At 45.0% G+C, this 12805-nt stretch carries 13 protein-coding genes; 8 read left to right on the top strand and 5 right to left on the bottom strand.

What is annotated here, in order from left to right; all coding sequences use genetic code 11:
- The first annotated feature begins 121 nt into the window (after positions 1-121).
- Both mtgA and R7041_RS14380 read left to right on the top strand, forming a co-directional pair.
- Positions 122-796 (top strand): monofunctional biosynthetic peptidoglycan transglycosylase, encoded by a 675-nt coding sequence (gene mtgA / locus R7041_RS14385; RefSeq protein ID WP_054865800.1) that lies wholly within the window; start codon positions 122-124, stop codon positions 794-796.
- A 180-nt stretch (positions 797-976) separates the two neighbouring features.
- Positions 977-3037: an alpha-amylase gene (locus R7041_RS14380; RefSeq protein ID WP_206949163.1), complete on the top strand. Its 2061-nt coding sequence runs from the start codon at positions 977-979 to the stop codon at positions 3035-3037.
- 69 nt (positions 3038-3106) lie between these two features.
- On the opposite strand, the gene R7041_RS14375 is transcribed toward R7041_RS14380, so the two are convergent.
- Positions 3107-3823 carry a DsbA family protein gene (locus R7041_RS14375; protein WP_053349997.1) on the bottom strand — a complete coding sequence of 239 codons (717 nt, stop codon included), beginning with the start codon at positions 3821-3823 and terminating at the stop codon, positions 3107-3109.
- Positions 3824-3919: 96 nt separating this feature from the next.
- Positions 3920-4207, bottom strand: a complete 288-nt coding sequence (locus tag R7041_RS14370; RefSeq protein ID WP_049872671.1) for a hypothetical protein — start codon at positions 4205-4207, stop codon at positions 3920-3922.
- Positions 4208-4655: 448 nt separating this feature from the next.
- On the opposite strand from R7041_RS14370, the gene R7041_RS14365 reads away from it, so the two are divergent.
- From R7041_RS14365 to R7041_RS14350, 4 genes are all read left to right on the top strand, one after another.
- The gene (locus R7041_RS14365; protein ID WP_005374846.1) at positions 4656-5393 is read left to right on the top strand and encodes a nucleoside recognition domain-containing protein; all 738 of its coding nucleotides are present in this window, start codon (positions 4656-4658) and stop codon (positions 5391-5393) included.
- Complete coding sequence (locus tag R7041_RS14360) at positions 5393-5860, top strand: YjiG family protein (RefSeq protein ID WP_005374849.1); 468 nt, start codon at positions 5393-5395, stop codon at positions 5858-5860. The genes R7041_RS14365 and R7041_RS14360 overlap by 1 nt, the downstream gene beginning before the upstream one ends.
- A 9-nt stretch (positions 5861-5869) precedes the next feature.
- On the top strand, positions 5870-6994 hold the full coding sequence (locus tag R7041_RS14355; protein ID WP_182038092.1) for a M20 family metallopeptidase: 1125 nt from the start codon (positions 5870-5872) through the stop codon (positions 6992-6994).
- 237 nt (positions 6995-7231) lie between these two features.
- Positions 7232-7606, top strand: coding sequence for a YkvA family protein (locus R7041_RS14350; RefSeq protein ID WP_206949162.1), 375 nt, complete (start codon positions 7232-7234; stop codon positions 7604-7606).
- Between the two features lie 104 nt (positions 7607-7710).
- Here the strand turns inward: R7041_RS14350 and R7041_RS14345 are convergent, their stop codons facing one another.
- From R7041_RS14345 to R7041_RS14335, 3 genes are all read right to left on the bottom strand, one after another.
- Complete coding sequence (locus R7041_RS14345; RefSeq protein WP_017820133.1) at positions 7711-9015, bottom strand: dicarboxylate/amino acid:cation symporter; 1305 nt, start codon at positions 9013-9015, stop codon at positions 7711-7713.
- Positions 9016-9404: 389 nt separating this feature from the next.
- On the bottom strand, positions 9405-10670 hold the full coding sequence (locus tag R7041_RS14340; protein ID WP_206949161.1) for a DUF1835 domain-containing protein: 1266 nt from the start codon (positions 10668-10670) through the stop codon (positions 9405-9407).
- Positions 10671-10950: 280 nt separating this feature from the next.
- Positions 10951-11841, bottom strand: a complete 891-nt coding sequence (locus tag R7041_RS14335; RefSeq protein ID WP_132936258.1) for a LysR family transcriptional regulator — start codon at positions 11839-11841, stop codon at positions 10951-10953.
- 109 nt (positions 11842-11950) lie between these two features.
- Between R7041_RS14335 and R7041_RS14330 the strand changes: the two genes are divergently transcribed.
- Positions 11951-12259, top strand: a complete 309-nt coding sequence (locus R7041_RS14330; RefSeq protein ID WP_005374871.1) for a monooxygenase — start codon at positions 11951-11953, stop codon at positions 12257-12259.
- Positions 12260-12266: 7 nt separating this feature from the next.
- A complete protein-coding gene (locus tag R7041_RS14325; RefSeq protein ID WP_017634450.1) occupies positions 12267-12638 on the top strand; it encodes a hypothetical protein in 372 nt (123 codons plus the stop codon).
- The last annotated feature ends 167 nt before the right edge of the window (positions 12639-12805 follow it).

The raw sequence follows: 12805 nt of genomic DNA, 5'->3' as shown, positions 1-12805 counted from the left end.
TTCTAAGCCCGTTTTACATTGTAAATCGGGCTTTTTTTGACCAAGTTTTCACTAACGATAAACAGACTGCATACTCTATACTTGCATCATATTGTTTTGTTAAATCAGGCTAGGTCGGACTTTGAGAAAGATTAAATCCCTTCTGTTCAATATCTTATTGGTGCTTTTGCTTTTACCAGTGATGCTCGTTGGCATAGTGAAATACATCGATCCACCAATTTGGGGATGGAAGATCAGCCGCATGATTTCTCCTCCTGAAGGATTTCCTGAAGAGAGTCAAAATGAATGGGTGCCTTTGAGTGATATTTCTAAACACATTCAACTGGCCGTGATTGCGACAGAAGATCAAAAGTTCCCGACCCATTACGGAGTGGATTTTGATTCCTTGTTTAAAGTGATCTCAGAGTCTGGCGAGAACGGTCCCTCTCGCGGTGCGAGCACGATTACTCAGCAAACTGCAAAGAACGTGTTTCTGTTTCCTTCACACTCTTATGTGCGCAAAGCGTATGAGCTTTATTTTGCTCTGCTGATGGAAGCAATGTGGAGTAAAAAACGCATTCTTGAAGTGTATTTGAATGTGGTGGAGTTTGGTCCGGGTATTTATGGCGCGGAAGCCGCTGCGCAAAACTACTTTGGTATACCTGCTAAACAACTTTCAACACGCCAAGCAGCAAGGCTTGCGGTGGTGCTGCCAAATCCGTATCGCATCAAAGTTTACCCTCAGACTTCTTACACCATCAGCCGCGTCAATTGGGCGATGAGACAAATGCGTAACCTTGGTAGCGTTCAGCTTTAAACTCCTTTTTACCCTGCTCATAAGTAGAACTACGCCCCCATAAAAGCAAAATGTGAAGCGTCACAAGCTTTAGGGCGTAGCCTTTCAGAATGATGTGCTCAGTTTTTCATCCATTTACTATTAGTGTGAATAAAAATACAACACGAATACTGCGCCTATGCGCAACCAATGGACTGAACGATGAAACTGAATCTGATTACGACTACCTTATTGCTTGCATCGGCAAGTGCCATCGCCGAGCCAAACATCACCATTTCTACCACGACTAACAGCCGTGACTTTCCCTTAAGTGCAGAACAGCCTTTGGTTGTGCCCTTAACCAAAGACGGATACACGCTCAAAATCACGGGCGTTGAGGGCGACTGTTTCGCGCCTGATAGCCAGAAGGTCAAATTCAACAAACCTATCGCGCTGAACTGCGGAAAGCCAACGGAACTGCCGTTAAAAATCCGCTTTACTGGCGATTACTCTTTTGCTTTTGATGCGGAAGCGAAAACACTGCGCTTCAAGCGTGAACCTAAGAAAGCCGCGAAGACAGAATTCAAACGCCCAATCCCACAAGTGCAATGTGAGGTTTATCAAGGCGGCGAAGTCACCATTGCGCTGGGTGACAGTTTCCTCGATGGCACCAAGTTGCGTGATGCTTACTCTGGGCAAATGGTCGAAGTAAAAGATCAGCAAGTATCGCTGACGCCAAGCAAAGATTCAGGCGGGTTGGTGCTACTAGAGCCAGTGAAGAAAACCAAAGAAGCAGTATCGTTTGATTATCGCAATGCCAACATTTACTTCGTGATGGTCGACCGTTTCAAGAATGCTGATACGAGTAATGACAACAGCTATGGGCGTAAGAAAGACGGTAAAGAAGAGGTTGGTACCTTTCACGGTGGTGACCTAAAAGGTGTGATCAAAAAGTTAGATTACATAAAGAGCCTAGGTACAGATGCAATTTGGTTGTCGCCAATCGTTGAGCAAGTACACGGTTTTGTGGGCGGCGGCGATAGCGGCTCATTCCCATTTTACGCTTACCACGGTTACTGGACGCGTGATTTCACCAAGATTGATGAGAACTTCGGTAACGAAGATGACCTGAAAAAGCTGGTGGAAGAGGCACACAAACGTGGCCTTAAAGTATTGATGGACGCAGTAATCAACCACACCGGTTACTCAACGTTAGCCGATTTGCAATTTGATGGTATTGAGGTGTTAAAACCAAACGCTGAACTACCTAAGAAGTGGGGGGATTGGCAACCAAAAGCGGGTGAAAATTGGCATAGCTACCACCAGAATATTGATTACCAGAGTCCAAACTGGGCGAAATGGTGGGGCGGTGACTGGATAAGAACAGGTCTACCGGGATACCCAGCTCCGGGCAGCAGTGATATCACCATGTCATTGGCGGGTTTGCCTGACTTTATCACTGAATCAGACAAAGCCGTGAAGCCAGCTCAATGGCTATTGGATAACCCTGGCACTCGCGTTGAGGCGCGTGATAATTACACCGTCTCGGACTACCTAATTGAGTGGCAAACTGATTGGGTGAAACGCTTTGGTATTGATGGTTACCGTGTCGACACGGTGAAGCACGTTGAAGGCGATGTGTGGAAACGCTTGAAAGAAGAGGCATCAAGCAGCCTTGAGCAATGGCGTAAAGAGAACGGTAAGTCAGGTCAGCCATTCTGGATGATGGGTGAAGTATGGGGACATACCGCTTATCGCAGCCCTTACTTTGACGATGGCTTTGACGCGTTGATTAACTTCGACATGCAGAAGAAGTTAGACAAAGGCGCGGCGTGTTTCAGCCAAATGGCAGACACTTACCAAAGTTACGCAGATACTATCGCCAATGAGAAAGACTTTAACCCTGTGAGCTACATGTCTTCTCACGATACCGAGCTGTTCTTCTCTCGCTTCAAAGATTACGGTATGCAGCGTAACGCCGCGAATGCACTGCTTCTGAGTCCTGGTGCTGTTCAGGTTTATTATGGTGATGAAGTTGGTCGTAACATTGGTCCTTACGCGGATGATTTCCACCAAGGCACACGTTCTGACATGGTGTGGAAGCTATCGGATGAGAAGCAAGCGCTACTCAAACACTGGCAAACCCTTGGTCAGTTCCGTAAAGCGCACCCAGCGATTGGTGCAGGTCAACATCAAGTGATTGAACAAGAAGGTGCGTATGTGTTCTCTCGCTCGCTTGGCAATGACAAAGTCGTTGTGGCGTTTGTGGGTCGCGAAAAGTAGTTAGAACTTCGTTTTAAGCCTAGATAGAAAAAGCCCTTCCTTGAGTTATCAGGGAAGGGCTTTGTTGTTTTAGTTCGCCAGTTCTTGGTCGATGACTTGTTCTAGCTCGTCAAACGGCACATAGCCAGGAATGACTTGATCATTAATGATCAACGCAGGCGTGCCGCGTAAACCAAGTTGCGTGAAATACTGATAGTTTTTATCAAGCAACGCCTTGGTCTCTTTGTCGTCGACAAGCTGCGCTTCTGTCCCCGTTTTTTTCGCGATTTGATTTAAGGAACGTGCGTCATGTGCGCCCGGTTTTTTCACCAATAACTCATGCACTTGTTCGTACTTATCTCGCTGGTTTTGCCAAACATTTAATGCGTAACTTGCCGAGTTGTAGCCGTTTTTCTCGTATTGTTCTTTAAAAGAGACATTGAGGTTAAGCACTTTTACCTGCGGATATTCCTTACCAACTTTGACCAGCTCTCCTTCTAAACGTTTACAAAAAGGGCAGCTGTAGTCTGTTACGTTAATAATGGTTAACTCAGGGTTTTCAGCACCAAAAGAGGAATGTTTGCCATCACTTAGATATTGACGAACCTCCTTCAAGGTGTCGCCAAATGACTGTTGGTACGCAATGTACTCTTGAAGGTTTTGGTGCAATGAATCAAGAATTTGAGGGTTATCTTTTAGTATCTGATTAACTTCCTCTAGCTTTTGTTCTGCGGTCTTTTCTGATGCGAAAGATACGGCAGATACGATAGCCATCGTTAACGCCAAAAGTGTACGAGTGAATGTCATAATATTTCCTAAAACTTTTAAATTTCGTTGTTTGTTATGTGAAGTGAATAAAATATGTACAAAAGTCAGGCGGAAAGGTCTCTCGCCTTGCTGGCTTTATTCTCTAAACACGCAAAGTTTTAGGTGAACCCGATACTTTTCCGGTATCGGTTCTGTGTATTCCAGATAGCGAATTGCTGTGGTTGTCATCGGCAGCGCCACAATCAAAGCAAATAGAAAAAATGGAATAAGAATATGATCAAACTGATGTTGGTACGCTTGAACCAGCTTTTCTGAAAGGTCGCAAGATGGTGATAAATTCACACTCTCATCTTGCTGACTCTGTATTTGGTGAGCCTTCGGGCAGCTTTTCGAGAAACCAGAATTTTGGCTTAAGCATATCATCACCACCCAAAGCACGAGGGCGAGTGTCCATTTGGCTATTTTATATTGTGAGCGTAACAATGGGTCGTATAGTCCTGTTAATTCTGGTTTATGCCGTTTACATATGACCGGGCCATCCTAACCTAAATTTCGTGGCTGAATGTTACTTTCGAGTTAATCGATATTGCCTCAATGCCAAAGTATGAAGTACGTCATGAATGTTGTAGAAAGCAATATTCGTCAGAATCATTTGTTGAGTTGATGAAGAAGTCGTGAGCTATCGACATAGATTAATATACCTAATTGTTAGCACAAATTTTTATTATCTTTCAATTGTGATTGGAATCATAAAACAAAACTTCATAACTGAGTCGCGATAATGTTCGGCAGGCGGATTGATTTTGATCATCTCTCTAGCACATTATTCAGGTGAACATATGTGTTAAGTTCCACATGTGTAGGTAATGTTATGAAAATTCCTGTTCAAACTGAGCGTAAAGTTACACTGGGGTGCTACGTTGCTCTGGCGTTTGCGGTCGTGTTCTTTTCTGGCCTGATGCAATCTAGCGAATGGTACGGTGTATTCGATTTTACAACGCTCAATGGCTCTTTCGGCAAGGTGGCGTATGGTGTCACCGAAACGGCTGACGGTGTGCAAGTTGCAACAACGTCGCTTCGCGGTACTGGTGGTAGCGGTGCTCGCGACGGTTTCATTTTCGCACTTACTTTGATTCCAACTGTTATGTTCGCCTTAGGTATGATCAACGTACTTGAGCACTACGGTGCACTTGAAGCAGCTCGTAAGCTTCTTACTCCTCTTCTACGTCCTCTAATGGGCATCCCTGGTAACTCTGGTCTGGCTTTAATTGCTTCTCTACAAAGTACCGACGCGGGCGCGGCGATGACGCGTCAGCTAAAAGATGAAGGTCACCTAACTAAGCGTGAAACGGACGTATTTACCATGTTCCAGTTTACTGCAGGTGCGACCATCGTGAACTTCTTCTCATCAGGTGCTGTGCTGTTCACATTGACGATGGCTGACGGCTCTCTAGCGGTCACGTCTTCTATTGGTTTAGCGGTTGTGGTGATGTTCGCATTCAAGATCATCGGTGCAAACCTGTTCCGTATTTACCTGAACATGACGGAAGGTAAAGAAGACAAACAAGACCAAAACAAATCAGAGAACCTAAAAGAGGAGACGGCATAATGGGTGACGTTAAAGCGAAAAAACCAATGGTGACGGATATCTTCGTCGAAGGTGCTAAGAAAGGTTGGGTAATTGCGACTACCTCTACGGTTCCTAACGTATTGATGGCGTTCGTTATCATCAAAGCGCTGCAAATCACTGGCGCGCTAGATCTGATGGGCACTGTGTTCTCTCCAATCATGGCGGTGTTTGGTCTTCCGGGTGAAGCAGCAGCGGTATTGATCGGTGCTTGGATGTCGATGGGCGGCGCGGTGGGCGTAGTGATTACGCTATTTGACCAAGGCATCCTGAACGGTACGCACATTGCGATTCTAGCGCCAGCTATCTACCTAATGGGCTCTCAAGTTCAGTACATGGGTCGTATCATGGGTCCAATTGGTACTGAAGGTCGTTACATCCCAGTTATGATTGCAATCTCAGTATTGAACGCATTTGGCGCAATGCTAGTGATGAATCTGTTTGTCTAGGAGTGAGTCATGCAATTCTCTCTAAATGAATATCTAGAAGAGCTACGTCCGCTAATCAATGTGGATTGTGGCACTTATACTACTGATGGTATCGAGTTCATCGCTTCTCAATTTGAAGAGAAGTACCAAGCGATGTCAGGTTGGAGCGTAAAACGCATCGACTGTGGCAGAGCCGGTGTTGGTCTTGAAGTTCGAAATAAGCCGGAAGCTGAGCAAATCGATGTGATGCTAATTGGTCACATGGATACGGTGTTCCCTGTGGGTACCGCTGAGCTTCGTCCAATGTTTCAAGATGCAGAGAAAGCGTACGGTCCAGGTGTGTCTGACATGAAATCTGGTTTGCTGAACATCGTGTACGCGATGCGTAATCTAGACCAAGCTGTGTTGGATAAGTTATCTATCGCTATCTGCATGAACCCAGATGAAGAGACAGGCTCTCTGGATTCTGTGGATTGGATTCAATCAGTTGCGAAAAACGCTAAGAATGTACTGGTTGCAGAAGCAGCACGTGCAGACGGTGGTTTAGTGAAAGCGCGTAAAGGCATGGCTCGCTACAAAATGACCTTTAATGGCGTTGCTGCTCACGCAGGTAACGAGCCAGAAAACGGTCGCAGCGCAATCACTGAGATGGCAAATTGGATTCTGGCTGTCAATGCAATGACCAACTTTGACTCTGGTACTACGCTGAACGTCGGCATTGTTTCTGGCGGCAACGGTGCGAACATCGTCCCTGAGCACGCGGAAGCGATCGTGGATGTGCGTTTCTGGAGCAACGAAGAATACGATGATGTCGATAGCAAGCTAAATGGCATGCTGGAAACACCATTCGTTGATGGCGTGAGAATTGAGTTGGTTCGTGAAGCTTATAAGCCTTCTATGGTGCCAAGCCCACAAACAGAAAGCCTGATGATGCTAGTTGAAGAAGCCGCAAGTGAACTGGCTATCGACATCAACTGGAAAGAAGTAGGTGGTGGCTCTGATGCAAACAACACGGCGATTCTTGGTGTTCCAACTTTGGATGGTCTAGGACCTATCGGTGCGGGCTTCCACAGCGATCAAGAGTACTTGTTGCTTGAGTCTATCGAACCACGTATCAAAATGCTGATGCGTGTACTGGAGAAGATTGCTCAATAAGGCATTTTGCTTCTAAAGCTTGGTTCCCAAAGCTGTTGGTTTCAAAACCATTTGGTTTCCAAAACTTTTGATTTCCAAGACTTTTGATTTCAAGGCAATAATCCCCGGACTTCGGTTTGGGGATTTATTTATCTAGCCATTTTGTTTCCTTTCTTCATTATCATTACTCGCTATTAATCCTACGTTCAGGTTCATCTTCTTAATATCTTTGCCACAGTCATAAATTTAGGAGGCACGATGACCACAAGCATGTCTGTAAATTCGGCGTCCGATGACGTCTTAGACCAAACGATGCAAGCGCCAGATGAGAAAACCTTTTGGCGTAAAATGAAAGGGTCGGTTAAGAAAGCGGGTGAAGAAATTGCCGTAATGGGCATAAAATCATGGCTCGCGATGGCAGATTCCAACACCTCTGCTCGCCACAAGGCTATTTTAGGTGGCGCGCTGGCTTACTTCGTCCTACCAACAGATATGGTGCCAGACGTACTAGCTGGCGTCGGTTTTACCGATGATATGGCGGCACTGACTCTGGCGGCGAACTCGGTCGGCAATGCCATCACCGACGAGCATGAAGAACAAGCGAGAGAAAAGCTGAATTCGATGGTGGATTAGAAAGAGCATTTCTAGACGCGGAGAAAACAAAAGCCCCGATGTTTCCATCGGGGTTTTCTTTTAGACAGGACTATATAATTTCAGGATGGTAATCGTAGAACGATTTAGGCGTCAGCGCGTTTCAGGTGCACTTCTTCTTCGGCTACGCCTGCCATTGGGTCGTTGAAGCGAGCTTCATCCAATGCACCTTCTGATTTCGCAACGATGACGGTCACAGCACTATCACCAGTGATATTTACCGCGGTACGAATCATATCAAGAAGACGGTCAACACCCATGATAAGTGCAATACCCTCTAGAGGCAGGCCTACTTGGTTCAATACCATTGCCAACATTACTAGACCCACACCAGGAACACCTGCGGTACCGATAGACGCCAGAGTTGCCGTCATGATAACCATTAGGTAATCGCCCATAGTTAAATCAATATTGAAAGCTTGAGCAATAAACGCAGTTGCTACGCCTTGCATGATCGCCGTACCGTCCATGTTCACGGTTGCACCAAGTGGTACAGTGAACGATGATACACGGTTCTCAACACCCATGCGGTGCTTTGCTGTTTCCATTGTCACTGGAATCGTCGCGTTCGATGATGCTGTAGAAAAAGCAAACATGATCGCGTCTTCCATCTTGCGTAGGAACGTAATTGGGTTTAGACCTGTGAAACCTTTTAACATTAAGCTGTAAGTAACTAGACCGTGTAGGACAAGCGTACCAGCCAGTACTAAGAAGTACTCTGCCAGATTGACGATCGCGCCCAGACCAAGACCAGTGAATAGCTTCGCCATTAAGAAGAACACCCCATAAGGCGCCAAGTTCATCAAAATCGCGACCAGCTTCATGATCACTTCATTCAGATCAGAGAAGAATGCTGCGATGCGTTCGCCTGGTTTACCCGCTGCACTGATCGCGATACCGAATAGCACGGCGAACACGATAACTTGCAGAGTTTTACCTTCTGCCATTGCGCTGATTGGGTTGGTCGGGAACATATCGATGATCACCTGACCTAAAGATGGCGCTTCGGCTGATTTGAATGAACTTGCTGCCGTTAGATCTGCCCCTGCCCCTGGCTGGAATAGAGTACCCATAGTTAGAGCAAGCGTAATCGCGATAGCCGTTGTCGTAACGTAGAAAGCGAGGGTTTTACCGCCCATGCGACCCAGTGTAGAGAGGTCTTTGAGAGAGCTAGTACCACAAACTAACGAAACAAATACTAGCGGTACAACAAGCATTTTTAAGCTGGCAACGAAGATCTGTCCACCAACTTCGAATAATCCATTAACAATGTATGCGTCGACAAATCCGTTGTCGGCAAAAAGTGTGCGAATTGCAAATCCTGTCAAGATACCCGCAACCATACCTAAAATTACGCGGCTGGTAAGCGACATCGGTTTCTTGGTATTCATGAGAACACTCCTTATAGTTATGCACCTTGAGTTCACTTCAAAGCGGCGAGCAGATTAGCAGCGGAGTGAGAAAATACGAAAGAATAATCCTCTAAATGGTTAATAGATGTGAACTTTATCACTAATAAAAATGGGATTTTAACCAAACATTAACGAATCGGCTGGATAAAAAGTTTGTATTTTAACACTTTTATCGAATATACAACCGATAACAAAGAGGATTTACAATAAATTCCAATAAGAGATAGAGTGCATACTCTCTTTGAGTGGATGCATTTCTGCATAACTATTTAAGTTGTATTCAGACTAGCAGTCGCTTCTTTAGCGATACTTTAGTATTGAGTGTTCATCAGAGCCAACGAACCCTTTATGCTTTCATATTTGTCAACTCAATGATGGTTGGCAAGTGTAGTTAGTTGGAGGTGATCCCAGCTCCAATAATTTTGACTGGTATTCTTAATCCCTCCAACCCAATAGCATTGTTTCGCTCGTATTAGGCCTTCCAAACACTGCTTGCCAGCCTCAGTGATACGGACGCTTTGTTCCCACCAGTGCCTTTCACGTGACTCAATCGTGATCAAAGGTATTTGACACTGTGCTAGAGGGAGGAGTAACGCGTAAAACATCACGTCTCCTAGATAAGGAAGAGGTTCTAGTTGTTGATATTGCTCAAACCAATCTTTGATGGGAATTGAACGATTTTGCGAGCTCAAGACCTTTAGTGCGAGGTGTTGTGTCAAGCTCAATCCAGTTTGTGAATTAGGTAACTCTTGCAAATGGCGTTTAAGCACGTCGAGTATATTGGGCAAGCAATCCAGGTTATGCTGCTGAATCAAATTAACTATGGAAATAGGTGTCGGTGATGTAATAGCGTGCCAACACCGTTTAGCCTGACTGAATAATTTTGCTGTCACAGGTTTACGGTATCGCCAACAAGAACGAATAGCTTCTTCAGGCAACTGCCCAAAGCCGATGAATCGTTCAGTGCCCGGGAACTGGTTCAACTCAATGATCTCTATCACTTTATTCTCTACATTCTCTAACTGTGTTAGAGCACGAATTAGCATCAATTGATCATAGCTGTCATGTTCGACCCAAAAGACGATTCGTTCAAATACATCACTTTGCAACAGATCGAGGTTTGATTGTTCCAATGTGACTATATCTTGAACCGAGTCTTCACGCTTCATCACGGGCAGCAGAGTCTCTACGACATATTGGGCACGAATGGCAAGGAAGTTCTGCGGTGTTGCTGGTATGGGGCCAATACAAAGCGGATCGATCAGGGCTAAAAATGTCCCTTCAAATCCACTGGTTTTAAGCTGTTGTTGTATATCGTGACCGCAACGAACGTGTAGCGTTTTTACTTTCGCATCTAGGGGCGGTTTTTGTTGTTTGATGGCTAGTTTGTGCGCTTCTAGCTCTTCGACATGAGCTTTTAGTTTACTCCAACTGGATAAGCCAAGTTCTCTTGCGAGTGCATATTGAACGTCAGCCAATTGAATTGTATCGGGAGCCAAAGATTCTGGCTTGGAGTGAAATCGCTTAACTAACTCCAACGTAGCGTTATCGTATAGGCGGATAGCTTTGAGCCTTTTTTTAGCAATGGATTTTTGCTGATTGATATTGATCGAGAAGCTATTTGTAGAGTTCATATTTCACCTTTCTTATTTCTTCCACACTCGCCTAAATAGAAGCTAAAAAGAAGGTAAAAACAGATTGTGCCTGCTAAACCAAGCAGGTGAGGATATTGCCGTGAACCGAGTTCTTTCCGCGAGTGTTGGGTGCTTTAGGCATGAGCAGAGTGATAGTAGGTGGTCGCTATCCTTCGTGCAACCTTTTGTGAGAGTGTAGCGTCACAAAATGGCCGTTTCTCTATATTTAGGGAGAATCAATAGGCGATAACACTAGCGATTCAACTCAATACCACTGTTGCTAGACTCGAGTTTCTACACTTTTGAGTAAAGTACGATAAAGCGCTTGAGTCGCAGGACCACTTTTGGCTCCTTTGGGTAAAGTGAGGTGCAGCGAAACTTGATATTGATGGGAGTGTTCGATCTCCAATACTTTAATTTTATCGCTCTTGCGGGCTGCGACTAAGTGCGCTGGTAGCCGACAAAATCCAGCGCCTTGCTCTACGGCGTGAAAAGCGTGGTCGAAGTTATCGACGGTAATACGCTGACGTGCGCGTAACCAACCCACATCTCTTTTCGTTTTGTCTGAATCACCTAAGTCACGGATGACAATTTGGCTGGTGGTTGCAAAATCGTCGATGGAAACATGCGGCTTTTTAGCGAGTGGATGGTGTGCTGCGATTACAGGCAGCATGGTTGTTACGCCAAATGCTTCGGCAGGGTAGTTGGTTATCGGTAAGTTGATGATTGCGATGTCAGCGAGCTCATTTACGACCATTTCGGTTGTTTTGCTCAGTGACGTTTCAACCACTTGAACGGAGGTCGTGTTGTTGTCCTCCAAAAATTGACTGAGTGGTGCATAAAGCCAACAAGGGTCACAAAGATGATCTACTGCGACCGTGATTTGAGATTCCACCCCACTTTTTAACTGCTCGCTGATGACTTCTAGTTCCCGCGCTTGTTCAAGCATGGATTGTGCACGACGCAGTATGGTTTTGCCGTGCTCTGTCAAACCCGCTTTGCGCCCTCGTACTTCGATAAGTTGAATACCAAGTTGGTCTTCTAACTTCCTCACCGAGTAGATCAATGTAGTATGGCTCTTGTTGAGCAGTAAAGCTGCGGATTGAATGCTGCCTTCTTGATTAATCGCTTGTAGCGTTTGCCATTGTTCTAAGGTCGTTTTTAGTCTCATGAGTCAATTTTTTAGACAGTTAATGGCGAAATTATGAACTTTTCTGTCAGTTTTATAAAGGTAATAATCTTGTCATCGAAAACGAGTCAATAAGAAGAGGAGACTCAAGATGGCGAAATTATTGCAAGTTGATTTTGAATTTCATGGTCCGTTTGGTGACGAGATGTCGAATGCTCTGGTCGACTTAGCTAAGTCGATTAACCAAGAGCCGGGCATGATTTGGAAAATCTGGACGGAAAGCGAAAAAGACAAACTCGGTGGTGGTATCTATCTTTTTGAAGATGAAGCCACGGCGCAAGCTTATCTCGAAATGCATGCCGCACGCTTACGAAAAATGGGCGTAGTCGAAGTACGAGGTCAAATTTTCGATATCAATGTGCCGTTAACGACGCTCAATCAAGGGCCTATTAGAGGATAAGGAGATGATGACCAACCGCACTTTTCTAACCGTTCATGGTGTCGTATATACGGTATTCGCTTTTGCGTTGTTTTTTGTACCAACCATAATGTGGCCGATGTATGGAGTACAAATTAACGACCAGTACGCGCTGTTTTTATCGCAGCATACTTCGATCTTTTTAGGTGGAATCGCAGCGGTGAGTTTGATGTTACGTAATGTGGAATCAGGGCATACTGCGAAACAGCTGTTTAAAGCATTATTGATTACTAATGGCTTAGGGGCAGTGATTACTACCTATGCCGGCATTATCGGAGTATTTGTCGGTTTTGGTTGGAGTGACCCAATATTCTTTGTCTTGCTTAGTTTGATTACGTACAAGCAACTAAGAGTGCAATAGAAAAAGCCCTGCTGTTTCTAGCAGGGCTTTGTCATATTTGGTTTAATTAGCGATCTAAATTCAAGTTATGATTCGCTTTTGTACGCGTAGTTATAGTAGCCGTATCCATAGCCGTATGAGTTAGATGCTTTTTTCTCAACTGCATTGAGAATCACACCTTTAACTTC

The organism is Vibrio sp. 1751, from assembly GCF_033339895.1.
Taxonomy (GTDB): Bacteria; Pseudomonadota; Gammaproteobacteria; order Enterobacterales; family Vibrionaceae; genus Vibrio; species Vibrio alginolyticus.
Note: the sequence above shows the minus strand (reverse complement) of the source record. Positions and strands in the feature narration are given on the sequence as shown.

Coding starts and splice junctions, on each gene's coding strand:
- R7041_RS14380 (WP_206949163.1), top strand. CDS start 977: ATGAAACTGAATCTGATTACGACTACCTTATTGCTTGCATCGGCAAGT.
- R7041_RS14375 (WP_053349997.1), bottom strand. CDS start 3,823: ATGACATTCACTCGTACACTTTTGGCGTTAACGATGGCTATCGTATCT.
- R7041_RS14370 (WP_049872671.1), bottom strand. CDS start 4,207: ATGATATGCTTAAGCCAAAATTCTGGTTTCTCGAAAAGCTGCCCGAAG.
- R7041_RS14365 (WP_005374846.1), top strand. CDS start 4,656: ATGAAAATTCCTGTTCAAACTGAGCGTAAAGTTACACTGGGGTGCTAC.
- R7041_RS14360 (WP_005374849.1), top strand. CDS start 5,393: ATGGGTGACGTTAAAGCGAAAAAACCAATGGTGACGGATATCTTCGTC.
- R7041_RS14355 (WP_182038092.1), top strand. CDS start 5,870: ATGCAATTCTCTCTAAATGAATATCTAGAAGAGCTACGTCCGCTAATC.
- R7041_RS14350 (WP_206949162.1), top strand. CDS start 7,232: ATGACCACAAGCATGTCTGTAAATTCGGCGTCCGATGACGTCTTAGAC.
- R7041_RS14345 (WP_017820133.1), bottom strand. CDS start 9,015: ATGAATACCAAGAAACCGATGTCGCTTACCAGCCGCGTAATTTTAGGT.
- R7041_RS14340 (WP_206949161.1), bottom strand. CDS start 10,670: ATGAACTCTACAAATAGCTTCTCGATCAATATCAATCAGCAAAAATCC.
- R7041_RS14335 (WP_132936258.1), bottom strand. CDS start 11,841: ATGAGACTAAAAACGACCTTAGAACAATGGCAAACGCTACAAGCGATT.
- R7041_RS14330 (WP_005374871.1), top strand. CDS start 11,951: ATGGCGAAATTATTGCAAGTTGATTTTGAATTTCATGGTCCGTTTGGT.
- R7041_RS14325 (WP_017634450.1), top strand. CDS start 12,267: ATGACCAACCGCACTTTTCTAACCGTTCATGGTGTCGTATATACGGTA.